The sequence below is a fragment of the Staphylococcus sp. Mo2-1 genome (assembly GCF_046721385.1).
Lineage (GTDB): Bacteria > Bacillota > Bacilli > Staphylococcales > Staphylococcaceae > Staphylococcus > Staphylococcus equorum_A.
Window position 1 is genome coordinate 1,552,127 of the sequence record NZ_JBEUUK010000001.1, and the last position, 24,853, is coordinate 1,576,979.

Annotated in this window: 13 protein-coding genes and 13 pseudogenes; all 26 read right to left on the reverse strand. The window is 34.4% G+C overall.

Annotated elements, in window-relative coordinates:
- Positions 1-5: 5 nt before the first annotated feature.
- Complete coding sequence (locus ABLV95_RS07925) at positions 6-416, reverse strand: hypothetical protein (RefSeq protein WP_460872888.1); 411 nt, start codon at positions 414-416, stop codon at positions 6-8.
- 18 nt (positions 417-434) lie between these two features.
- Positions 435-1,419, reverse strand: a pseudogene (gene atpD / locus ABLV95_RS07930) (F0F1 ATP synthase subunit beta); the annotation flags it as partial.
- 22 nt (positions 1,420-1,441) lie between these two features.
- Positions 1,442-2,309: pseudogene (atpG, locus tag ABLV95_RS07935) on the reverse strand (ATP synthase F1 subunit gamma).
- 30 nt (positions 2,310-2,339) lie between these two features.
- A pseudogene (gene atpA / locus ABLV95_RS07940) lies at positions 2,340-3,852 on the reverse strand (F0F1 ATP synthase subunit alpha).
- A 20-nt stretch (positions 3,853-3,872) separates the two neighbouring features.
- The gene (locus ABLV95_RS07945; protein WP_046466136.1) at positions 3,873-4,412 is read right to left on the reverse strand and encodes a F0F1 ATP synthase subunit delta; all 540 of its coding nucleotides are present in this window, start codon (positions 4,410-4,412) and stop codon (positions 3,873-3,875) included.
- A pseudogene (locus ABLV95_RS07950) lies at positions 4,412-4,940 on the reverse strand (F0F1 ATP synthase subunit B). Before ABLV95_RS07950 ends, ABLV95_RS07945 begins: the two are co-directional and overlap by 1 nt.
- 96 nt (positions 4,941-5,036) lie before the next feature.
- Entirely contained in the window at positions 5,037-5,243 is a 207-nt protein-coding gene (gene atpE, locus ABLV95_RS07955; protein WP_460875302.1) for a F0F1 ATP synthase subunit C, read from the reverse strand.
- Positions 5,244-5,282: 39 nt separating this feature from the next.
- Entirely contained in the window at positions 5,283-6,005 is a 723-nt protein-coding gene (gene atpB, locus ABLV95_RS07960) for a F0F1 ATP synthase subunit A (protein ID WP_046466137.1), read from the reverse strand.
- A gap of 28 nt (positions 6,006-6,033) precedes the next feature.
- Positions 6,034-6,384: an ATP synthase subunit I gene (locus ABLV95_RS07965; RefSeq protein WP_427706844.1), complete on the reverse strand. Its 351-nt coding sequence runs from the start codon at positions 6,382-6,384 to the stop codon at positions 6,034-6,036.
- Positions 6,385-6,537: 153 nt separating this feature from the next.
- Positions 6,538-7,672: pseudogene (gene wecB / locus ABLV95_RS07970) on the reverse strand (non-hydrolyzing UDP-N-acetylglucosamine 2-epimerase).
- A 22-nt stretch (positions 7,673-7,694) separates the two neighbouring features.
- Positions 7,695-8,324: a uracil phosphoribosyltransferase gene (gene upp / locus ABLV95_RS07975; RefSeq protein ID WP_460875305.1), complete on the reverse strand. Its 630-nt coding sequence runs from the start codon at positions 8,322-8,324 to the stop codon at positions 7,695-7,697.
- 18 nt (positions 8,325-8,342) lie between these two features.
- Positions 8,343-9,582: pseudogene (gene glyA / locus ABLV95_RS07980) on the reverse strand (serine hydroxymethyltransferase).
- Between the two features lie 23 nt (positions 9,583-9,605).
- Positions 9,606-10,130 carry a TIGR01440 family protein gene (locus ABLV95_RS07985; RefSeq protein WP_069817680.1) on the reverse strand — a complete coding sequence of 175 codons (525 nt, stop codon included), beginning with the start codon at positions 10,128-10,130 and terminating at the stop codon, positions 9,606-9,608.
- 149 nt (positions 10,131-10,279) lie between these two features.
- Positions 10,280-10,702, reverse strand: a complete 423-nt coding sequence (locus tag ABLV95_RS07990; RefSeq protein WP_427706837.1) for a low molecular weight protein arginine phosphatase — start codon at positions 10,700-10,702, stop codon at positions 10,280-10,282.
- The gene (locus ABLV95_RS07995; RefSeq protein ID WP_460872805.1) at positions 10,699-11,742 is read right to left on the reverse strand and encodes an L-threonylcarbamoyladenylate synthase; all 1,044 of its coding nucleotides are present in this window, start codon (positions 11,740-11,742) and stop codon (positions 10,699-10,701) included. The genes ABLV95_RS07990 and ABLV95_RS07995 overlap by 4 nt, the downstream gene beginning before the upstream one ends.
- A gap of 93 nt (positions 11,743-11,835) precedes the next feature.
- The gene (gene prmC, locus ABLV95_RS08000) at positions 11,836-12,672 is read right to left on the reverse strand and encodes a peptide chain release factor N(5)-glutamine methyltransferase (protein WP_427706833.1); all 837 of its coding nucleotides are present in this window, start codon (positions 12,670-12,672) and stop codon (positions 11,836-11,838) included.
- Positions 12,659-13,736, reverse strand: a pseudogene (gene prfA / locus ABLV95_RS08005) (peptide chain release factor 1). Before prfA ends, prmC begins: the two are co-directional and overlap by 14 nt.
- Positions 13,736-14,335: a thymidine kinase gene (locus ABLV95_RS08010; protein ID WP_460875308.1), complete on the reverse strand. Its 600-nt coding sequence runs from the start codon at positions 14,333-14,335 to the stop codon at positions 13,736-13,738. Before ABLV95_RS08010 ends, prfA begins: the two are co-directional and overlap by 1 nt.
- 205 nt (positions 14,336-14,540) lie before the next feature.
- A complete protein-coding gene (locus ABLV95_RS08015) occupies positions 14,541-14,798 on the reverse strand; it encodes a type B 50S ribosomal protein L31 (RefSeq protein WP_046466146.1) in 258 nt (85 codons plus the stop codon).
- A gap of 143 nt (positions 14,799-14,941) precedes the next feature.
- Positions 14,942-16,258 carry a transcription termination factor Rho gene (rho, locus tag ABLV95_RS08020; protein ID WP_460875312.1) on the reverse strand — a complete coding sequence of 439 codons (1,317 nt, stop codon included), beginning with the start codon at positions 16,256-16,258 and terminating at the stop codon, positions 14,942-14,944.
- A gap of 182 nt (positions 16,259-16,440) precedes the next feature.
- Positions 16,441-17,869: pseudogene (locus tag ABLV95_RS08025) on the reverse strand (aldehyde dehydrogenase family protein).
- Between the two features lie 320 nt (positions 17,870-18,189).
- Positions 18,190-19,543 (reverse strand): annotated as a pseudogene (locus ABLV95_RS08030) (IS1182 family transposase).
- 253 nt (positions 19,544-19,796) lie between these two features.
- A pseudogene (locus ABLV95_RS08035) lies at positions 19,797-20,121 on the reverse strand (winged helix-turn-helix transcriptional regulator).
- A gap of 87 nt (positions 20,122-20,208) precedes the next feature.
- A pseudogene (locus ABLV95_RS08040) lies at positions 20,209-21,467 on the reverse strand (UDP-N-acetylglucosamine 1-carboxyvinyltransferase).
- Between the two features lie 316 nt (positions 21,468-21,783).
- Positions 21,784-22,645: pseudogene (gene fdaB, locus ABLV95_RS08045) on the reverse strand (class IIb fructose-bisphosphate aldolase FdaB).
- A gap of 367 nt (positions 22,646-23,012) precedes the next feature.
- Positions 23,013-24,624, reverse strand: a pseudogene (locus tag ABLV95_RS08050) (CTP synthase).
- Positions 24,625-24,853 lie beyond the last annotated feature (229 nt).

A 24,853-nucleotide genomic window follows, 5' to 3' on the forward strand; every position in this document is an offset into this window, starting at 1 on the left:
AATTTTTAAACTTCAACACCCATGTCTTTAGCTTTAGCAATTACTTCTTCCATACTACCAACAAGACGGAATGCATCTTCTGGGATATGGTCATACTCGCCATCTAAAATTGCTTTGAAACCTTCTACAGTTTTTTGAACTGGAACGTAAGAACCTTTTTGACCAGTGAATTGTTCTGCTACGTGGAAGTTTTGTGATAAGAAGAACTGAATACGACGTGCGCGTTCTACAGTTTGTTTATCTTCTTCCGATAATTCATCCATACCTAAAATAGCAATGATATCTTGTAACTCTCTATATTTTTGTAGAGTAGATTGTACATCACGTGCTATTTCATAATGATCTTGTCCAACAATTGTTGGGTCAAGTGCTCTTGAAGTAGATGCTAACGGATCAACCGCTGGATAGATACCCATTTCAGTTAATTTACGTTCTAAGTTTGTAGTTGCATCTAAGTGAGCAAATACTGCTGCTGGCGCAGGGTCAGTATAGTCATCGGCAGGTACGAATACCGCTTGGATTGAAGTAACCGAACCTTTGTTTGTTGATGTAATACGTTCTTGTAATTGTCCCATTTCTGTACCTAATGTTGGTTGGTACCCAACAGCTGAAGGCATACGACCTAACAATGCTGATACTTCTGAACCAGACCTGTGTAAATCTGAAAATGTTATCAACGAATAGTAATACATCTTGTCCTTGTTCGTCACGGAAATATTCTGCCATTGTTAAACCAGATAATGCTACACGCATACGTGCACCAGGCGGTTCATTCATTTGACCGAATACCATTGCAGTTTTCTTAATAACACCACTTTCGCTCATCTCGAAGTATAAGTCATTACCTTCACGTGTACGTTCACCAACACCCGCAAATACAGAAATACCACCATGTTCTTGAGCAATGTTATTAATTAATTCTTGAATTAATACAGTTTTACCAACACCGGCTCCACCGAATAAACCGATTTTACCACCTTTGATATATGGTGCTAATAAATCGATGACTTTAATTCCTGTTTCTAAAATTTCAACTTTAGTAGATAATTCATCGAATGCAGGTGCTTCTCTATGAATTGGATCACGTCGAACTGAATCTTCAATTTTTTCATCTAAATCAATTGTGTCGCCAAGTACATTAAATACTCGACCTAGTGTAATATCTCCAACTGGTACGCTGATACTTTCACCACTATCTCGAACTTCTGTACCACGTTTAACACCATCAGTTGAATCCATTGCAATCGTACGTACTACATTATCGCCAAGTTGTAATGCAACTTCTAATGTAAGCGTGACAGTACCTTCATCTCTTTCAACGTCGACTGTTAAAGCATTGTTAATTTCTGGAACTTCATTGTGCTCAAAGCGAACATCAATTACTGGACCCATAATTTGTGTTACACGGCCTAATCCCATGCTTTTTTGCCTCCTTTAATAATTATTCAAGCGCAACTGATCCACCAACAATTTCAGTAATTTGTTGAGTGATTTCTGCTTGTCTAGCTCTGTTATATTCAATTGATAAATCATCAATAATCTCTGTCGCATTATCAGATGCATTTTTCATAGCAGTCATACGCGTCGCATGTTCACTTGCTTTTGCATCTAAAATCGTTCCATATATTAAACTCTCTACATACTGAGGTAGAATAACGCTTAAGATTGCTTCTTTGTCTGGCTCAAATTCATAAGAAGACATTTGACCATGTCCTAAACTTGAATCTTCTGGAGACAATGGAAGTACGGTTTTCATGGAAGGTGTATTTTCTAATACACTGACGAAATGACTATAGTAGATTTTAACCTCATCTACTGCTTCATCGCTATATAAATCTACCGCTTTTTTAGCGATCGCTTGTATTTCTTTAAATGAAGGTTGATCAGGTACTTCAACAAGTGAATCATGAATTTCATAACCTTTATTTTTAAGGAAGTCCACACCAGTTTGCCCTAATACTAAAATTGAATATTCATCTTTGCTAGCATGTTTATTCTCAATATCGTTAACTAAATGCTTCAATACATTTGCATTATACGCGCCGGCCAAGCCTTGATCACTTGTAATGACAATATAGCCACTTTTCTTCACTTCACGTTGTTGTAACATTGGATGATTTGAATTTTTATCTGCACCAAGCAACCGCAGTAATTGCATCTTGCATTTTTTCCATATAAGGTCTGAATTGATTTGTATTTCTTTCAGCACGACGCAATTTCGAACTTGAAACCATGTTCATTGCTTTCGTAATTTGTTTCATCTTTTTAGTTGATTTTATACGTGTATCAATCTCTTTAAGAGATCCCATTATCTCACCACCTTTTATTTACTATAACTATTATGCTTCTGTTTTACTGAAACTTTTTTGAATTCAGTAATAGCTGATTCAAATGCATCTTCGTTAGGTAAAGCACCAGAAGTTTTGATTTCGTCTAATAATTCAGAGGCATTTGATTTCGCCCATTGATTTAATTCTGCTTCAAAACGAGTGATATCTTCAACTGGAATATCATCTAAATAACCTTTAGTTAGAGCATAGATAATTAATACTTGGTTCTCTACAGGTAGTGGTTGGTTTTTATCTTGTTTTAAAATTTCAACTGTACGTTTACCACGTTCTAATTTTTGTGCAGTAAATTCATCTAAATCAGAACCAAATTGAGCAAATGATTCTAATTCACGGAACGACGCTAAGTCTAAACGTAAAGTACCCGCAACTTTTTTCATTGCTTTAATCTGTGCAGAACCACCAACACGTGATACTGACTGACCAACATTGATTGCAGGTCTTACACCCGAGAAGAATAAGTCTGATTGTAAGAAAATTTGTCCATCAGTAATTGAAATAACGTTTGTTGGTACATATGCTCGCGATGTCGCCAGCTTGTGTTTCGATAATTGGTAATGCAGTAATTGAACCGCCACCTAATTCATCGTTTAATTTTGTCGCTCTTTCTAATAATCTACTATGTAAGTAGAACACGTCACCAGGGTAAGCTTCACGGCCTGGAGGTCTACGTAATAGTAATGATAATTCACGATAAGCCGCAGCTTGTTTTGTTAAATCATCATAAACAATTAATACATCCTTACCATCAAACATGAACTCTTCAGCCATAGCTACACCAGAATACGGTGCAATATAAAGCATTGGTGCTCGGATCGGTCGCAGAAGCAGAAACAATAATTGTATAATCCAACGCGCCTTCTTGACGTAATTTTTCAACGTTTGTACGTACAGTTGAATCTTTTTGACCGATTGCAACATAAATACAAATCGTATCTTGGTTTTTTTGGTTTAAAATCGTATCAATTGCAACTGTCGTTTTACCAGTTTGACGGTCGCCTATAATTAATTCACGTTGACCACGGCCAATTGGTACTAATGCGTCAATCGCTTTAATACCTGTTTGTAATGGTTCATCAACTGATTTACGATCCATGACACCAGTTGCTTTTTTCTCAACTGGGCGTGTCTTTGTTGTGTTAGCGAGTCCTTGTCCATCTATTGGTTGTCCTAATGGATTAACAACACGGCCAAGTAATTCTTCACCAACAGGAACTTCCATAATACGTCCAGTACGTTTTACTTCGTCCCCCTCTTTAATGTCGCCGTAAGGGCCTAAAATTACGACACCTACATTTGACTCTTCTAAGTTTTGTGCTAAACCTAGAACGCCGCTATTAAATTCTACTAGCTCACCGACCATAACATCATTTAATCCGTGGATTAATGCTATACCATCACCTATTTGTAGTACTGTACCTACATCAGTAACAGCCATTTCTGACTCATAATTTTCTATTTGTGAGCGAAGTAATGCACTGATTTCTTCAGCTTTAATGGCCATCTATGTCACTCCTTAAATTTTTATTTCACTCTAATAAATTGTTTCTCTAATTGTGCAAGATCATTTTTAATACTTGCGTCCATGACTTTCGTTCCAACTTTAACTCGGACACCACCGATAAGGTCTGGATTGATTTTATTTGTAATCATGATTTTAGAGTAATTTGTACGTGATTTAATTATTGTATCAATACGTTCTAAATCTTCATCTGACAATTCATATACTGATTCAACTACAGCATATTCCTGATTGTGATGTTGATTAAATAAAGCTTCAAATTCTATATATATTTCATGAATGTAAGAAAGATGACGGTTACTTGCAAGAATCGTTAACATGTTTTGTAAGTATTGATTGGCATGACCAAACACTACTTTTGCAAAACTACGACGCTGTTGTACATCTTTTTGTGGATCTGCATCCAATGCTTGTAATTTTTTTGTTTCAGGTTGTACTGCTTCGTTGATTGTTGAAAATTCTTCGTACATCATTTCAAGATTGTTTGTGTCTTTAGCAGTATCAAATAAAGCCTTGGCATATTTTTTTGCTATGATAGCCATTATTTATCGCCTGCCTCTTTAATGTACTTTTCAACTAATTCTTTTTGATCTTTGCCTGAAATTTCTTTTTGAAGTACTTTTGATGCAATCAGTACTGAAAGTTCAGAAACTTGATTATTAATATCAGCAATTGCACGTTCTTTTTCACTGTTGATTTCATTCTGTGCTGTTTCAATCATGCCATTTGCTCTAATGTTTGCTTCATGAATAATTTCTTCATGTTGTTTGCGGGCTTGGACTTTAGAATCTTCTAAAATCTTTTGAACCTCATCTTGTGTTTCTTTTAGCGTTTGTTTGTTTTGTTCTTCTAACTTCTGTGCATTTAATTTAGCTTGTTCAAGCATCATCTATATCTTTATTAATATCATGTTCACGTTGATCCATTACACCTTTTAACGGACCCCAAGCGAATTTTTTCAATAAAGCTACTAATATAAGAAAAGTTACAAGGGTAACAAGAATTGTTCCCCACTGAACACCACTAGTGTCAGCCGCACCAAGTACGAACATATTTGTCGTAGCAGTCACTTACATAGACACTCCTTTCATTCATTATAATTATAAGTCATATGGATAAAAACGAACGGCGAAAGTCAACAAGACTTCGCCATAAAACTGGTTTAATTATAGTGACATGAAAGCGATAACTACACCGATGATTGGTAGTGCTTCAACTAAGCCAACACCAATGAACATAATACCCATTAATTGACCACGTGCTTCTGGTTGACGTGCTACACCTTCTACTGTTCTTGAAACGATAAGACCATTACCAATACCTGCACCTAGTGCTGATAAGCCGATTGCGATTGTCGCTGCGATTAAATTCATTTATAAATCCTCCTAATTTTTCTTTTTAAAATTTTTTAATTAATGACTGTCCTGAACTTTATGGGACATGTATACCATTGAAAGCATTACAAAAATATAAGCCTGAATCGTACCAATAAATATTGAGAACCCTTGCCAAACAATTAAACCTGGGATACCTATCAACCATCCCCATGCTGGGAAACCGATAACTAAACCTGCTAATAAACCAAGCAGTAACTCACCTGCAAAGATATTACCGTATAGTCGTAAACCTAATGTCAATGTTGAAGTGAATTCTTCAAAGATATTAATAGGTAATAAGAATATAGGCTTAGTATAGTTCTGGAAGTATCCTTTTGGACCCTTCATTTTAACACCGTAATAGTGTGTTAAAAGGATAACTAAAGTTGACAATGTCAAAGTAACAGTTGCATCAGCTGTTGGTGATTTCCACCACAGTGTATGACCTGAAATTAATTGAAAAGGTAATCCAATCATATTACTGACAAATATGAAGAATATTAATGTAACAGCAAGGAAATGGAATTGACCACCTTTAGACCATGCCATGTTACTTTCGATAACTCCTCTTACAAAGTCAAAAACCCACTCTATAAAGTTTTGCTTACCAGATGGACGTTTCTTGAGGTTGCGTGTACAAATAATAGCTATGACAAAAACAATAAGCGCTGTAATAACCAACATCATAATTGATGATAGGTTAAACACGATGTCTAGACCGAATACATTCCAACTGACTAGAGGGTCTTTATGATCCATGCTTTCTCACCTCTTTCATATTAAGATTTTATTCCTTGTGTAAAAACGGTTTCAAAACCATTAACACATAAGAAATCATTAAACCAATAACCACACCAATTATATTTATATAGTCCTTATAAAAATACCAAATACAACATGCAAGAATCACAACCAAATATCTCCAAACGTTGCCCGTTGAAATATGTATATTATCTTTTTGTTTAGCTTTCGCTAAGTAAAACTCGAAAGTAAAAGTATTAATAAGTGATCCAATCATGCCTATGATAAGTCCTAAAATAAATGGCGAACTTGTGAAAATAAACACAAATAACAGTACAACTATACCATATAAATAAAATTGTATATACTGTTGAAAAATGATGTTGAAACGTTTCATTACTGTGCCTCACTTCATTTTTTCATTCAATGATGAAAACCATTTCAATCATACAGTTTTAATAATAATATAGGGCGGTAAAGGTGTCAATTCTATTCAAAATGTAGTTTAATTTTTTATACACTTGTCACAAAAACGACACATTTACCACTATTAATATTTAAAAAAACTAGGTTTTTTTGGAATTAGATGAAAATAATACTTTATATTTTCACAAATTCTATTTGATGCATTTCCATCACCATAAGGGTTGCGCGCTTCACTCATTGATTTGTACAATTGCTTGTCTTCCAATAATGCTTGCGTAGCATCAAAAATCATTTGCGTATTTGTACCAACAATTTTCAGTGTGCCTGCTTCTACACCTTCTGGTCTTTCAGTTGCTTCTCTTAAAACTAATACCGGTTTACCTAGAGATGGTGCTTCTTCTTGAACTCCACCTGAATCCGTTAATATCAAATAAGATTGATGCGCAAAATTATGAAAATCAACTACTTCTAATGGTTCGATCAATTCAATTCGATCATGATTAGATAAGTATAAATCTGCAATGCTTCTTACTTTTGGATTTTTATGTACAGGGTAAACGACTACTACATCTTCATATTTATCAACAATATCTCTTACTGCTTTAAAAATGTGCTCCATTGGCGATCCAATATTTTCACGTCTGTGGGCAGTTAGTAAAATAATACGTTTATCTTTATGTCTGTCGATAATATCAGATTGATAATGTTCATGTATGGTAGTCTTCATGGCATCAATTGCAGTATTCCCAGTAACTACTACAGTATCTGACGGTTTATTTTCCGCAATAAGATTTTCTGCAGCATTATTAGTAGGGGCAAAGTTCAAATCTGCCATTACCCCTACCATTTGTCTATTCATTTCTTCAGGAAATGGAGCATATTTATCCCAAGTTCTTAACCCTGCTTCCACATGGCCAATAGGAATTTGATTATATAATGCCGCCAAACTTCCAGCCGAAAGTTGACATGGTGTCACCATGCACAAGTATCATATCTGGTTGCTCTTCCTTAATAACGTCCTCTAATTTAGTCAAAATACGAGAAGTAATTTCAGATAATGATTGGCCTTGTTTCATAATATCCAAATCGTAATCTGGCGTAATATGAAAGCTTTCCAATACAGAATCTAACATTTCTCTATGCTGTGCAGTAACTACTACTATCGGTTCCAACTCAGCATCATCTCGCAATGCTAATACAAGCGGCGCCATTTTCACTGCCTCAGGACGTGTCCCGAACACAGTCATTATTTTCTTCATTCTACTCCACTCCTGGGTAAAACTATTTTGTTCCGAATAAACGGTCTCCAAGATCACCTAAACCAGGTGTAATGTATGCATGATTATCTAATTTCTCATCTAATGCGGCTATAAAAATATCTACATCTTCATGTGCTTCTTGTAATTTTTCTACACCTTCAGGCGCGACAACTAAACACATAAAACGAATGTTTTTCGCACCACGTTTTTTAAGAGAATTGATTGCTTCAATTGCTGAAGCACCTGTCGCTAACATTGGATCTACGACTACAATTTCTCTTTCTTCGATATCTTGGGGTAATTTCACAAAATATTCAACTGCATCAAGTGTTTCAGGATCTCTATATAGACCCACGTGACCTATTCTCGCTGCTGGTACTAAGTTTAAAATACCTTGTGTCATACCTAACCCAGCTCTTAAAATTGGTACAAATGCTAATTTTTTACCCGTTAATCTTTTAGCTACCATTTTAGTAACCGGTGTATCTATTTCTACATCTTGTAATTCTAAATCTCTTGTTACTTCGTATGCCATTAACATACCTACTTCATCTACTAATTCTCTGAATTCTTTAGTCCCTGTATGTACGTCTCGAATGTAACTTAATTTGTGTTGAATAAGTGGGTGATCAAAAACATGTACTTTGCCCATAATTTACTTCCTCCAATTTTAATTGTATAAAGGATGTTTTGTAGTTAATGCTTTAACTCTTTCTTTTCCTTCTTCTAATGCTTTTTCATCTTCTGGATTTCTTAAAACTAAACTGATGATTTTTGCAACTTCTTCAAAAGCAGCTTCATCAAATCCACGTGTTGTTGCAGCAGGCGTACCTAAACGAACACCGCTTGTTACAAATGGTTTTTCTTGATCAAACGGAATTGTATTTTTATTACATGTAATACCTACAGCATCTAATGTTTCTTCAGCTACTTTACCAGTGATACCTACTGAACCTTTAACATCTACAGATACTAAATGATTATCTGTGCCGCCTGAAACGACTCTATAGCCTTCTTTAGTTAATGTATCTGCTAACGTTTTAGCATTATTAACTACTTGTTGCTGATATGTTTTGAAGTCGTCTTGTAGTGCTTCACCAAAAGCAACTGCTTTCCCAAGCAATAACGTGTTCTAACGGGCCGCCTTGAATACCAGGGAAGATTTTTTTATCAATTTGCTTTTTGTACTCTTCTTTACATAAAATCATTCCACCACGAGGGCCGCGTAATGTTTTATGTGTTGTAGTAGTTACAAAATCTGCATATTCAACAGGGTTTTGATGTAAACCAACTGCAACTAAACCTGCAATATGCGCCATATCTACCATTAATTTTGCCCCTACTTCATCTGCAATCTCTTTGAATCGTTTGAAATCAATAGTTCGAGAATAAGCAGATGCGCCCGCGACAATTAATTTAGGTTTATTTTCTTTAGCTACTCTTAACACTTCATCATAATCAATTTGTTCATTTTCTTTGTCTACGCCATACTCAACAAAGTTATAAAATTGTCCACTAAAGTTAACAGGCGAACCATGTGTTAAGTGACCACCATGACTTAAATTCATACCTAATACAGTATCACCGTGTTCTAATGCTACTAGATAAACAGCCATATTTGCTTGTGACCCAGAGTGTGGCTGTACGTTAACGTGTTCAGCACCAAAAAGTTGTTTGGCACGTTCGATAGCTAATGTTTCAGACACATCCACGTATTCACATCCACCATAGTATCTTCTGTTTGGATAGCCTTCAGCATATTTGTTCGTTAATACTGAACCTTGCGCTTCCATAACTGCTTCAGAAACAAAGTTCTCTGAAGCAATCAGCTCGATATTGTTATTTTGACGGTTAAATTCATTTTGAATCACTTCATATATTTCTTTATCTTGCTCTTGAATAAATGACATAGGTAAATCCCCCTCGTTCTGTATTAGTTATATTTTGCTCTTTCGCCACCAATTTTCTTAGGTCTTGAAGAAGCGATTGTAACAACTGCCTCACCAATCTGTTTAATACTTGTACGTTCTGGAATGGCTACATGCGCAATATGCATGCCAATTAATGTTTGACCAATATCAATACCTTTTGGCACTGTTATTTGTTCAACAACCATTGGATCTTGCATATGTTGGTAAGCATAAGTTGCTAAGCTACCACCTGCATGAACATCTGGTATAACAGACACTTCTTCCATTGTAAGGGGATTGAACTTAGACCTTTCTATCGTTATTGCCCTGTTAATATGTTCACAGCCTTGAAATACAAAAGAAACATTTGTATCATTCTCAATTTCCTTTAATGCTTCAAATATTTCTTGTGCTACATCCATAGAACCTACACTACCTATACGCTCACCAATTACTTCGGATGTAGAACAACCAATCACACATAATTCATCTGCTTTAAAGAAAGACTTAGTCTTTAACTCATTTAACAATAACTTTAGATCTTCCATTCTCCCACCCCTTTTAAAATAATGATTTAAAAAAAGTATTTAAACACCTTGATGCTATGAGACATACAAGATTAGACGATAGCAATTTCGCTATACGTATATTATTATAACGTATTTAGCTACTCACTCATACTACTTTAACAAAATTATTACTTTAATATTTTATTTTTTAAAGTATCTATCAACAAATTTAATTCATTATATATTTTATTATAATCATATAACGTTCCACCATATGGATCAGTGATTTCTCCTTCTTGTTGAACATATTCCGTGATTGTATACACTTTTCCTGCTTCTCCATATATTTGTTGTATCGTTTCTTTGTGCGATTGTGACATTGTTAATATTAAATCAGCATTTAAATCCTCTACAGTAAAACATTTAGCATTATTCGGTAATGGTAAATGATGTTCATTTATAATGCTCAGTGCGTTCTGAGACGTAGGCTGACCCTCTTGAGCAAAAACACCTCGTGATTCTATGATATATTCAGGCATTTTTGCTTTGGCAATACTTTCAGCCATTGGACTTCTACACGTATTACCAGTACAAACAAAAATTATTCTCATAGTTGATCTCCTTTAACAATGGTTTGACTTGCAGCTTTCATCATTCTATTCATAATCGCTACGGTATGATCAGTGATATCAAAGCCATAAATAAATGCTGTTTTAATTTGTTCATTTTGGTCGATATGATGCAATATTTTATAAAGGTTATGATTCGCACCTCTAATATCATTTTCATTTTTACACAATTCTATAAAAACGGACCCTTCAGGGACAAGCGCTCGCTTATCACTTGGAACGATAAATGCTGTTTGACTCCAATCTTTTTCTTCTGAAGGTTTTACATTGAATGCTTGAACAATTTGTAACGGTGTATCTGGCGCATAATGTTTATATTTCATTCCTGGTGCGATTGGTTTATCGTTATCAAAAGTGTTTGCTGTAGATACGCTATTAGGTAACACCGCTTCAATCATCGGTTTTGTTATTGAACCCGGCCTAGCAATTCTAAATGGAAACTGTGTGCAATCTAACACAGTACTTTCCAAACCTTCTTCACTTTGATCACCGTTTATCATGCCATTGATACGACCATTTAAGTCTGAATAAACGTGCTCAAATGTTGTAGGAGAAGGTCTACCACTTAAATTTGCGCTCGGTGTCGCTATTGGTATGTCTACAAATTGTAAAATTTGTCTGCCGATTGAATGGCTTGGCATTCTAACAGCAATTGATGATAAACCACCACTTACACTTTCACATAAGTATCCTTTTTTAAGCGGTAATATAAAAGAAATTGGTCCAGGCCAAAAATGTTTCATCAATAATTTAATTTCGTCTGTTATATCTTGTGTAAAATGCTCTATTTGTTTTAAGTCATGTATATGTACAATCAACGGGTTATCTGAAGGTCTACCTTTCGCTTCATATATCTTTTTGATTGCTTCAGCATTTCTCGCGTCTGCACCAAGACCATATACTGTTTCTGTTGGTATTGCAATCAAGCCTCCTTGTTCAAAGATGTGCTTGATTTCATTTATATCTGGAAATTGATTGATTTCATTTTTATACTGTTGTAAATCCCAAATCTTCGTTTCCATTTAGTCCCTCCATTTCTTCTCATGATCCATTTTAGAATAAAATAAAAAGTTATGCACTCTCATGATTTATCATGTTCAGTACATAACTTCTTATTACCACTCGAAAGAAATAATTCTATCGTTATTATTAATATCTTTTATAATTTGAACATCTAATGAAGGATATTTAGATTGTATTCTTTGTTTCAATGTTTGACCTTGTTTATAGCCAATTTCAAAAACGACCCTTGCATTCGGCAGAAGTACTTCCGGTAATTGATTTAATATTGCATCATAAACCTTATACCCATTATCTTCTGCAAATAATGCAGAATGCGGTTCATACTTCAATACTGTGTCATTCATCAGGGCAGCTTCACTATCATCAATATAAGGCGGATTAGAAATTAAACCATTTACTTTTATACCTTGTTCTATTAAAGGTTCTAATGCATCACCCTGCAAAAAGTGAATATCTACTTGATGATTAAGCGCATTTTCTTGCGCTACAGCTAATGCCGCATCATATAAATCTGTAGCATAGACAGTTAATGAACGATTCATCTTCTTGAGTATAATTGGAATATTGCCACTGCCTGTACCAATATCAACAATTGTATCATTCGAATGAATTTCGTGATAAAAGTGTAACATGACTTCCTCAGTTTCAGGTCTAGGTATTAAACAATCTTCAGTCACCTTGAATGTTTCACCATAAAATGATTGGCTTCCAACAATATACTGAATCGGTTCACCTTTTAACATTCGAACTTCAGCGTCGTCATATAAATTTAAATGTATATCCGACATTACTTCATCCTTATGCATCAAATAATCCGCTTTACTCCATTGCAATAGATCTAACATCAACCATTCTGCTCGAGTAGTTTCAATGTCTAGTTCAATGCATTTATTTTTTGCATTAGTCAGTCGTGTTTTATAATTCACCATTGTTAAGTTCTTTCAATTTATCAGTTTGTTCAGCTAATGTTAATGCATCTATCACTTCGTCTAATTTCCCTTCCATTACTTGATCTAACTTCTGAATCGTTAAACCAATACGGTGGTCAGTCACTCGACTTTGAGGATAATTATACGTTCTAATTCGCTCTGAACGATCACCAGAACCTACTGCCGATTTACGTTGCGCTGCATATTTTTGTTGTTCTTCTTGTAATTTCATATCAAATAAACGTGCTTTCAAAACCTTCATAGCTTTTTCACGGTTTTGAATTTGTGATTTTTCTGAAGATGTTGCAATGATTCCAGTCGGAATATGTGTAATACGTACAGCTGAATCCGTAGTATTGACATGTTGTCCACCCGCGCCACTTGAACGATAAGTATCTACCTTAATATCTTCGTTACGTACTTCAATTTCTACATCTTCAACCTCTGGTAGTACTGCGACTGTAGCAGTTGATGTATGGATACGTCCGCCAGATTCTGTCTCAGGTACGCGTTGTACACGGTGGGCGCCATTTTCATATTTCAACTTACTATATGCGCCTGATCCTGAAATTGAGAAACTAATTTCTTTATAACCACCATGGTCACTTTCAGCAGCTTCTACAATTTCTGTTTTATAGCGTTGTGCTTCAGCGTATTTAGAATACATTCTAAATAAATTCCCTGCAAAAATTGCAGCTTCATCTCCACCAGCAGCGAGCACGTATTTCAACAATAACGTCTTTCTCATCGTTAGGGTCTTTAGGAATAAGTAAAAATTTAAGGTTCTCTTCTAGTGCGGGAACTTGATTGTTAAGTGATTGATGTTCTTCTTTTAACATCTCAATTTCATCACTATCTTTTGTTTCTTTCAACATTTCTTCTATTTCAACGATGTCTTCTTTAACTTGTTTATAATTGCGATATACTTCTACAGTTTTTTGTAGATCTGATTGTTCTTTTGAATATTTTCTTAAATTATCTGGATCGCTTACTACATCTGGATCACTTAACAATTCATTTAATTGTTCATATCTTTCTTCTACGATATCTAATTGATCAAACACTACATTTCCTCCTTCATATTATTACTTGGTGCGACAATATGATGCGCTCTGCATCTTGGTTCATAACTTTCATTTGCACCAACTAATATAACTGGATCATCTATTTTTGCCGGGTTACCATCAATCAACCTTTGCGTGCGGCTTGAAGATGCACCACAAACAGCACAAACAGCTTGTAGTTTAGTCACTTCTTCACTTACTGCTAGTAGGTGTGGAATAGGTTCAAACGGTTCCCCTCGGAAATCCATATCTAATCCCGCTGTAATGACTCTATGGCCTTTTTTAGCTAATTGTTCAACAATATTAACTACACCTTCTTCAAAAAACTGCACTTCATCGATGCCTATAACATCTGTATCTGACAAATCGTGCTTAAGTATCTCAGCCGCTGTCGAAATATTAATTGCTTCAATAGCGTTGCCATTATGAGAAACAATCTTATCTTTATGATAGCGGTCATCTATAGTCGGTTTAAATACAACTACTTTTTGCTTAGCATAAAGGCCTCGTCTTAATCGACGAATTAACTCTTCAGATTTACCACTAAACATGCTTCCAGTAATACATTCAATCCACCCGGAATGATAAGTTTCATACATTATGCGTTCCACCTTTTTCAAAACATAATCGATTCATTATAGCATATTTTTTAATTTGAAATATGCTATTTCTTCAAGATATTGAGTTATTTTATGTATAAAAATTATTAAAATTGTAATGTTCTCAATTAGGGACTTATATTTATAAAACGCTAACTAAAACAAAAAAGCATTCTCATATAATGAGAATGCCTTATAACAACGATTACTCGTCGCTTGATTTGATTCCGAATTTTTTGTTGAAACGTTCCACACGGCCATCCGCAGCAGCGAATTTTTGGCGTCCTGTGTAGAATGGATGTGAATCAGATGAAACATCTAAACGAATAACTGGGTATTCGTTGCCATCTTCCCATTCCATAGTCTCTTTTGAAGATTTTGTTGAACCACTTAGGAATTTAAAATTCGTAGTTGTATCTAAAAAGATTACATTGTGGTATTCAGGATGAATATTTTTTCTCATTATTTTCAGCTCCTTTGCCCTGAACCATCTGGAACAGAGTTGTTTGTGAGTTTTTACCCAATACTTGATAATTATAATTGCTTTAAAACCAAAACGCAACCCTAAATCATATATTAGCTTGATAACACTTCGCTAATTTCAACTTAAATAATTGGTTTGCCTGTTTTAGTGCTTTCTTTAGCGACCTTTTGTAATTGCTCAAAAAATTCTGCATTATTTTCTGTACGTTTTAATTTACGTACAAATCTTTCTGTAAAATCAATTGAATCAGTAAACATATTACGTAATTGCCATAATGACTCTAAATCTTTTGAAGAAATAAGTAATTCTTCTTTACGCGTTGAACTACGACCGATATCAATAGCTGGAAATACACGACGTTCTGCCAATTTACGGTCTAGATGTAATTCCATGTTACCAGTACCTTTAAATTCTTCATAAATCATATCGTCCATACGCGACCCTGTATCAACTAACGCGGTAGCTAATATCGTCATACTGCCACCAGCTTCAATATTTCTAGCAGCACCGAAAAATGCTTTTGGCTTGTGTAATGACGCAGGATCTAAACCACCGGACAATGTACGTCCGCTTGGTGGTATGACAAGGTTGTATGCACGAGCTAACCTTGTAATTGAATCCATTAATATAATGACATCTTTCCCTACTTCAACAAGTCTTTTTGCACGTTCCAATAAAAGCTCTGCAACTTTAACATGGTGTTGTGGTGGCTCATCAAATGTAGAATGCACAACTTCAGCAGATTCAACAGAGCGTTCAATATCTGTTACTTCTTCTGGACGTTCTCCGACTAATAATACAAATAATTCTGCATCTGGTTTGTTGATAGCAATAGCGTTAGCAATCTCTTTTAATAGAGACGTTTTACCAGCTTTTGGCGGTGCAACAATAAGTCCACGTTGACCCAAACCAATTGGCGTAATTAAATCCATAATACGAGTCGAAAAATTTTGTTTCGTTGTTTCTAAAACGATTCGCTCTTCAGGATATAATGGTGTTAACGCTTGAAAGTGAGGTCTTTTTTTAACTTCTTCTGCATTCTCGTCGTTTACAAAATCAACTTGTAGTAAACCATAATACTTTTCATTATCCTTTGGTTTTCTTACTTTACCAGTAACTTTATCGCCGCGTTTGATTTCAAAACGACGTATTTGGCCGGCAGAGATATAAATATCTTTTTCACCTTTTGAATAATTAACTGTTCTAAGGAAACCATAACCATCTTGTTGGATGTCATCTAATACACCCTCCATATAATAATTACCGTCTTTTTCCATTTGCGCTTCCATAATGGCAAGAACAAGTTCTTTTTTATTAAGTTTACTATAATTTGTTAGTTTTAGAGATTTTGCTTTTTGAGTGAGATCTTTTGTAGTGTAATTTTTGTATAATTCGTGGAACGATTCATACTGAGGTGATGTTCGTACTTTATCAGGCATTATCTTGCACCCATTTCATAAATAAGTTTTTAAATAACGCGACGTGCTACGCTACTTACTTTTATAACTATAGCAAATTTCTTATTTAATTACAAAATGTATTTCAGTTTTTATAAATTATAAAAGCAAGGCAGTTAAACTGCCTTGCTTCATTTAAATTATTTAATTACTGCTAAAATTTATTATTTGTAATAGCCAGCAATAGACTTAACTTCTAGGAATTCTTCGATGCCGTAGTCGCCCCATTCGCGTCCAATACCAGATTGTTTATAACCGCCAAATGGTAAGTCTGATTTGCGACCAGCTTCATTAATTTCTACTGTACCGACTTCAATTGAACGTGCTACTTTGTGTAATGTGTCTTTGTCATTACCGTAAACATATCCAGCTAAGCCATATTTAGTATCATTTGCAATTTTAATTGCTTCATCTAAATCATTGTAAGTGATAATTGACATTACTGGACCAAAAATTTCTTCTTGTGCGATTGTCATACTATTATCAACATTATTAAATATTGTTGGGCGTGCAAAGTAACCTTTTTCTAAGCCTTCAGGTTTACCAGGTCCACCATAGAATAATTCTGCACCTTCTTCAATACCTTTATCGATATATGATTGTACTTGGTCAAATTGTTTTTTACTTATGATTGGACCAACTTGAGTGCCCTCTTCGCGTGGATCACCGACTTTAACTTGGCTGAATTTTTCTTTTACAGCTGTTAAGAATTCTTCTTTTAGACTTGCTGGTACTAATGTTCTTGTACCCGCAGTACAAACTTGACCAGTGTTGCTAACAACTTTACCAGTTGCCGCACTTGTCTGCGCCCTCAATATCTGAATCATCTAAAATAATATATGGTGATTTACCACCTAATTCAAGTGATACTTTTTTGAAGTCTTCAGCTGCTTTTTTCATAATGCTTGAACCAGTTGGGCCAGAGCCAGTGAATGACATCATTCTTACTTTCGGATGTTCGCTTAATGGATTACCTACACCTTGTCCATCACCATTCACTAAGTTAAACACACCTTTTGGCACACCTACTTTATCAAAAATCTCAGCCAAAATAATTGCGGCAAACGGCGTCTCTTCAGATGGTTTTAATACGACTGGACTACCTGTCGCAAAAGCGGCAGACAATTTCAATGAAGTTTGGTTTGTCGGGAAATTCCAAGGTGTAATTAAGCCAGAAACACCAATTGCTTCCTTCACAACTAAATCATCGCCACGACGTTCTTCAAATTCAAAATTATCTAATGCATCACGTGTTGCTTCAAAGTGATCTAGTCCCATTTGATAATGTACTTTTTCTGATACTGATAGAGGTGCACCTAATTCGTCAGTAATTGCCTCTATAAGATCATCTTTTCTATTCTTATATTCTTGTACTATTTTATCTAATAATGTTCTTCTTTCTTCTATTGAGCTGTGTCTAAATTCTAGATACACATTTTCTGCAGCGTCTACTGCTTTATCAACATCTTCTTTATTACCTTTCGCAATTGTACCTGCTACTTCTTCTGTTGCTGGATTAATCACTTCTAGTGTTTCTCCACTAGTGCTTTCAATCCATTCTCCGTTAATATATTGTTTAGTGAAATTTCTCATCAATAATTCACTCCCTAATTTGTGTTGATAATTATATTCTAACCGAGATTCTATATTTTTAAACATTAATGCTCACGCTATATGACTACAAACGTTGTTATTAAGCGTTTTCTAATCATTTTTCATTAATGATTAGTCTTAACAATAACCTTGAACCTCACAATTTATAAGTTACAAAATTTTTTCTTTTTTTGGAAACAAAAAAGAAGTCTATGACATGTCATAGACTTCTTCAGAACGTAGACAAACCATTTGCTGTAAAGGCATTTGGTTTATTTTTTTATAAATATAGCGTAATTTTAAAAATAAAAAGTGGTCTTTCAGACCATTTCTGGCCCTTTTATGAGCCACATTGCCATTTTCTTAAGATTCATGGCAGCACAAATCAGCGTGGTATCCATGGAAACTTTTTTTATACCTCTATATCGTGTCCATCTCATACCATGCTTGCTCTTTTGCATCTCCAAATCTTCTTTCAATTGTTTGGCTTCGCAATTTATATTGAGTTTTTATAGTATCAACAAATCTCAAATCTTCAACTATATCTAAATCATTTTGCCATACGTGTCGTCTTATTTGTTTGATAGCATCTTTACTCTCTGTACATTGATTTAACAAAGGACAATGACGGCATTTATTAGGATTGGATACATACAATCTGTGACCTGTTGGCATTGTTCGTTTAAATATCAATGTTTCATCGTTAGGACAAATATAATTATCATAGTATTCATCGTAGATGAAATCCTTAGTTCTAAAATAACCTGGTTTTCCTTTAGGTCTCGTGTAAGGCATTGCTGGGATAATCGTTTTTTCAAGTAAGTAATGCGCGTTAAAAGGTGTTTTATATCCAGAATCAACAGCTAATGTGATTGGCAACATATTTTTCACTTCTAATCTTTCAATCATTGTTTTGAGTTGTGTACTATCATGAACATTACCAGGTGTCACGTGTTTATCGATGATAAAGCCGTTTCTATCTACGCAAGCATGTAAGCTATAAGCAAATTGTTTTTCGCGTTTTCCTTTTACATAGTAACCAGAGTCTGGATCAGTCGTACTTACTTTTTTACTTTTGTATTCCTCCTTCTTTTTCTTTTTTATAGGCTTTTTTCCTTGAGATAATCTTTGTTCATTAATTTCATTATCTAATTCTTCTTGGAAATGAAGTGAATCTTTTTTCACTAATTCAGTTATATATTTATTTTTATTTGCGTTTGCCTTTATATGTGTTGAATCAATGAATAAAGATGAATGATCTATTAAATTATTTTTGATTGCGATTTTAAGAATTCTTTCAAATATTTGTTCAAATAAATCTGTATCATGAAAACGACGTGTATAGTTTTTACTAAATGTACCGAAATGAGGTACTTTATCTAAAAAGCTATAACCTAAATACCAACGGTAAGCTACGTTCGTTTCTATTTCTTTTATCGTTTGTCTCATTGACTTTATTCCAAATAATCTTTGAATAAGTAATATCTTAACTAAAATTACAGGATCAATTGATGGTCTTCCATTATCAAGACAATATTTGTCTTCGACAAGTTCATAAATGAAATTTAAATCCAATATACTATCTACTCTACGTAATAAGTGATTACTAGGAACTAATTCCGATATTGAAATCATTTCATATTGATCTCTTTTATCGATTGATTTATTCAACATTACAAACACCACCACTGTTTAATTTAAATATATTATATTATTTTTGTTTAAAAAATGGCAGTAATTTGTGCCGACTCCTGCGGGAAAAGCACTAGCCGAAGACTACAGGCTGAGGCTGTGCCCGCGGAAAGCGTGCACAAAAAAAGTGCCAACAAAGTCGGAGACTTTGTCGACACTCTGAAGAAGTCTATGACATGTCATAGACTTCTTTTCTTATTATAACGCTTTAAATCTTCGTTCATAGACTTTGATATTATTGATTTTCAAGTTCAATAAAATCTTGCGCCCACTTTTCCATTGGTACTAATGCTTGCCGCTAGTGCATCACCTTTATCCGTAAGTTGGTATAATATGTTCATCGGGCTTGTAGAAACTATTTTTTTCTCTACAAGACCCCATTCACTTAAGTCTGTTAATTTTATACTAAGTGCACGTGGTGTAATTGTTTTCAAATCACGTTTCATATCCGAAAAATGAGCAGATTCTTCTGGACACCTAGACAAATAATTAATAATAAGACCATTCCAACTTCTACCTACTATTTTAAAGGTCTCTTCAAGATAAGGGCAAACCTCCATGGTCATCACCTCATATCGTTTTTATTCTATAATCTGAGTTACTAAAATATATTTCAAGTACTTAGTATATTAAGTATACCACATTTTTTAAATTTCTTCAGTCCAAATATCTGCACCTAATGATTCTAAAGTGCTCACAATATTAGTGTAGCCACGATAAATATGTTTTACATTGTAAATTGTGGTAACACCTTCTGCTAATAGACCAGCAACGATAAGAGATGCGCCCGCACGTAAGTCACTTGCATATACTTCTGCTCCTGTTAATTTAGATGGTTTAATAGTTGCTGTACCATCATCTGCATTGATATTGGCACCCATATTTTTTAGTTCATCAACGTGTCTAAAACGCGCTGGATATATAGTTTCAGTCACAAATGATACACCATCTGCCATAAATAATAGCGGCGTAATCGGTTGTTGTAAGTCTGTAGCAAATCCAGGATAAACTAAAGTTTTAATGTCAACGCTTGAATAAGGCGTACTACGTTTAATCTTAGCACTATCGTCGCCGACTTGAATATCAACACCTAATTCTTTTAACTTTACAGTTAATGGTTCAACATGTGTTGGGATAATATTATTAATTTGAATATCCTCACCACAAGCCGCAGCGATACACATATACGTTCCAGCTTCTATTCTATCTGGGATAACCTGATGATGAGAACCTTGAAGATGATCCACACCATTAATCTTAATCGTACTTGTACCGCACCCTTAATATCAGCACCTAGACCAATTAAATATGTTGCTACGTCTACAACTTCTGGTTCTTTAGCTGCGTTTTCAATGACAGTATGACCTTCAGCTCGCACAGCCGCAAGCATAATATTAATTGTGGCACCAACACTCACAATATCTAAAAAGATATTTGCACCAGTTAATTTGTCAGCTTCAATTTTCATAGAAGTCTCACTAGATTCATCAATCTTCGCTCCTAAAGCTTTAAAACCTTTAATATGTTGATCAATCGGTCTTGGTCCTAATGGACAACCTCCAGGTAAACCAATGACACATTTTTTAAATCTACCTAACATTGCACCCATCATATAATAAGAGGCACGTAAAGACTCGACTTTATTATTAGGTAATGGTGCATTTTCAATGTCAGTAGGATCGACCTTTAATGTCATACCATCTAATTCTGTTTTAATATTTAAATCCCCTAATAGACTAACCAATGTTTCTACATCAGAAATTTCTGGAAGACCTTCAATTGTTACTTTATCTTCAGCCAGGATGGCTGCAGGTATAATTGCTACTGCACTGTTTTTAGCACCGTGGATGTCCACTTCACCTTTAAGTGTTTGTCCACCTCTAATTTTTATTACTTCTTGAGCCATTCGCTTGTTCTCCTTTGACTTGCAATCATTATTTGCATTATAAATTACTTTTTTCCAGTTTGCAAAGTACATCAGTCTACTAAAACTTTTTAAAATTAAAATTAAGTGATGCAAGTTACATATAAATTATTTACTATAGTTTTTATTTCCCATTATTTTATGTTTTAAATCATAATTATATATATTTTGTTTGAGATTTATGTAAATAGTTTGGCTTTAATAATAACCTCTTTACCAAACGATAGCAATTATAACATAAAAAAATGAGACTGGGACATAATTACATGTCTCAGCCTCATTTGTAATATAGATTAAATTATTTTGCTCGGTTAGATGTACCAAACTCTTTAATTTTACCAATAACCGTTGCTTTGATTGCTTCACGTGCTTGGTCCTAAATATTTACGAGGATCATACACTTCTTTATCTTTGTCTAATGCTTCACGTACTGCTTTAGCAGAAGTGATTTGATTTTCTGTGTTAACGTTAATTTTTGCTGTGCCGAAAGGAATAGCTTTTTGGATATCTTTAGTTGGGATACCAGTACCGCCGTGTAATACTAACGGTAATCCTGTAGAAGCACCAATTTCTTCCATTTCTTTAAATCCTAATTTAGGTTCACCTTTATATGGTCCGTGTACTGAACCTAATGCTGGTGCTAATGTATCAATGCCTGTTCTTTCAACAAGTTCTTGACACTCTTTAGGATCTGCATAGATAACACCTTCAGCGATAATATCGTCTTCTTGTCCGCCTACAGTACCTAATTCAGCTTCAACTGATACGCCATGTTCATGCGCATATTCAACCACTTTTGAAGTGATTTCAACGTTGTCTTCAAATGAACCATGAGAAGCATCGATCATTACTGATGTAAATCCAGCATCAATCGCTTCTTTACATTTTTCAAAGCTTGAACCATGGTCTAAGTGGATTGCTACAGGAACAGTGATTTCTTTGTCGTGCATTAACCCTTCAACCATTTTAACTACAGTGTAGAAACCACCCATATAGCGAGCAACACCTTCAGATACACCTAAAATAACTGGAGCGTTCTCTTCTTGTGAAGCTTCTAAGATAGCTTGTGTAAATTCTAAGTTATTTAAGTTGTATTGACCAACTGCATAACCATTTTCTTTTGCGTCTATTAACATTTCTTTCATTGAAACTAAAGGCATGAAAGTTCCTCCTTGGTGCTTAAAGCACATATTTTTACAATCTAATTATATCAAAATTAGAAAACTTTTGCATTATTCTAAACAATTGTAAGCGCTTTTAATTGTTTTTTCTTTTTAAAACCATAAAAATAGACGTTTTTCTGCTGATTTTTGTGAATTTGTTATAGTATACATCTTATTTTACAGTAATTATAAATATATAATTATGAAATCATTTAAAATAAATAATATGAATTTTGAACCATTTATAAAAACTTCAATTATTAATGCATAATGCTATTCAACAATTAAGTGATATAAAAAAGACGCATTGCTAACTATAACCTTTAATTACTTAGCTAACATGCGTCATTTTTATTTTATGTTTTTATTTAGCTTGTTTATTTTTTAAAGAAGCTTCAATAAATGCTTTGAAAATTGGTTGTGGACGGTTAGGTCTTGATAAAAATTCAGGATGGAATTGACAAGCTACAAAGAAGTCATTTTCAGGAATTTCTACCATTTCAATTAAGCGACCATCAGGGCTTGTACCTGAGAATACCATACCGTTTGCTTCTAACTGTTCTCTGTATTCATTGTTAAACTCATAACGATGACGATGTCTTTCTTCAATATTAGTTTCATTGTAAATTGAGTGTGCTAATGTATCCTCTTTAATATGACAAGGATAAAGTCCTAAACGTAATGTACCGCCTAGATCTTCAATATCTTTTTGTTCAGGTAGTAAATCAATAATTGGATAAGGCGTGTTTGGATCTAACTCTGCTGAGTGAGCACCTTCAAGGTTAAGTACATTTCTAGCAAATTCAACTGTTGCTAATTGCATACCTAGACAGATACCAAAGTACGGTACGTTATTTTCACGTGCATATTTAATCGCAGAAATTTTTCCTTCACTTGCACGGAAGCCAAATCCGCCGGGCACTAAAATACCATCTACATCTGATAATATTTCTGAGACATTTTCGTCTGTCACTTCACTAGAATCAATCCATCTTACTTCAATATCTTTTTTAAATGGATAACCCGCATGTTTTAATGATTCAACAACTGATAAATAAGCATCTTGAAGACTAACATATTTACCTACTAAGCCAATTGTCACTTTTCCATCTAAATTATTCACTGTATCTAGTAAATATTGCCATTCATCTAACTGTGTTTCGTATTTTGGATTTAACTCTAAACGATCAATCACGATGTTTTCCATATCTTGTTTGCTTAACTGTAAAGGAATTTCATATAGTGATTCAGCATCGCGACACTCTATTACACTTGCTTTGTCGATATCACAGAATAAAGCGATCTTATCTTTTAAATCTTGTGTTAATTCATATTCTGTACGAACCACAATCAAATCAGGCTGAATGCCTAAACCGCGTAATTCTTTTACACTATGTTGTGTTGGTTTCGTTTTCATTTCTCCAGCAGCTTTAATATACGGTAATAATGTACAGTGTACATACATTACATTTTCGCGACCTAAGTCACTGCGAATTTGTCTAATAGCTTCAATAAATGGTAATGATTCTATATCCCCTGTTGTTCCACCGATTTCAGTGATAACAACATCAGCATTTGTGCTTTCACCTGCTAAAAGTAAACGTTCTTTAATTTCATTTGTGATATGAGGGATAACTTGTACTGTTCCTCCTAAATAATCACCACGACGTTCTTTCTTCAATACGTGAGAATACACTTTACCGGCTGTAACATTAGAATATTTATTTAAGTTAATATCGATAAATCGTTCATAGTGTCCTAAGTCTAAGTCTGTCTCTGCACCATCATCTGTAACAAAAACTTCACCATGTTGATATGGACTCATCGTTCCAGGATCTACGTTTAAATATGGGTCGAATTTTTGGATTGTTACTTTTAACCCTCTATCTTTTAATAGTCTTCCTAAAGATGCTTGCTGTGATACCTTTTCCTAATGAAGAAACAACTCCACCAGTTACAAAAATAAATTTTGTCATGTTCTGCCTCCTAGTTATTAAAACAGTTTTTTTCAATCAATACCGATATTGACATCGAATTTTTAAACTCAATTGCTTAATTTTTTTGTGTAATAGCGTGTTTTACATATTATAATTATCATTTATTATTTTCATATGTATAAATTGTTGCTCTATGCAACTACCAAATTTCAAAGAATTTATAAATTTTTTATAGTCATTTAAATAAAAAAATCGCTCCCTCTCACAT

What these genes read in the sequence shown, in the direction of transcription:
- ABLV95_RS07925 (WP_460872888.1), bottom strand. Translation starts at nt 416, where the DNA reads ATGGGTATCTATCCAGCGGTTGATCCGTTAGCATCTACTTCAAGAGCA.
- ABLV95_RS07945 (WP_046466136.1), bottom strand. Translation starts at nt 4,412, where the DNA reads ATGGCTATCATAGCAAAAAAATATGCCAAGGCTTTATTTGATACTGCT.
- atpE (WP_460875302.1), bottom strand. Translation starts at nt 5,243, where the DNA reads ATGAATTTAATCGCAGCGACAATCGCAATCGGCTTATCAGCACTAGGT.
- atpB (WP_046466137.1), bottom strand. Translation starts at nt 6,005, where the DNA reads ATGGATCATAAAGACCCTCTAGTCAGTTGGAATGTATTCGGTCTAGAC.
- ABLV95_RS07965 (WP_427706844.1), bottom strand. Translation starts at nt 6,384, where the DNA reads ATGAAACGTTTCAACATCATTTTTCAACAGTATATACAATTTTATTTA.
- upp (WP_460875305.1), bottom strand. Translation starts at nt 8,324, where the DNA reads ATGGGCAAAGTACATGTTTTTGATCACCCACTTATTCAACACAAATTA.
- ABLV95_RS07985 (WP_069817680.1), bottom strand. Translation starts at nt 10,130, where the DNA reads ATGGAAGATCTAAAGTTATTGTTAAATGAGTTAAAGACTAAGTCTTTC.
- ABLV95_RS07990 (WP_427706837.1), bottom strand. Translation starts at nt 10,702, where the DNA reads ATGAGAATAATTTTTGTTTGTACTGGTAATACGTGTAGAAGTCCAATG.
- ABLV95_RS07995 (WP_460872805.1), bottom strand. Translation starts at nt 11,742, where the DNA reads ATGGAAACGAAGATTTGGGATTTACAACAGTATAAAAATGAAATCAAT.
- prmC (WP_427706833.1), bottom strand. Translation starts at nt 12,672, where the DNA reads ATGGTGAATTATAAAACACGACTGACTAATGCAAAAAATAAATGCATT.
- ABLV95_RS08010 (WP_460875308.1), bottom strand. Translation starts at nt 14,335, where the DNA reads ATGTATGAAACTTATCATTCCGGGTGGATTGAATGTATTACTGGAAGC.
- ABLV95_RS08015 (WP_046466146.1), bottom strand. Translation starts at nt 14,798, where the DNA reads ATGAGAAAAAATATTCATCCTGAATACCACAATGTAATCTTTTTAGAT.
- rho (WP_460875312.1), bottom strand. Translation starts at nt 16,258, where the DNA reads ATGCCTGATAAAGTACGAACATCACCTCAGTATGAATCGTTCCACGAA.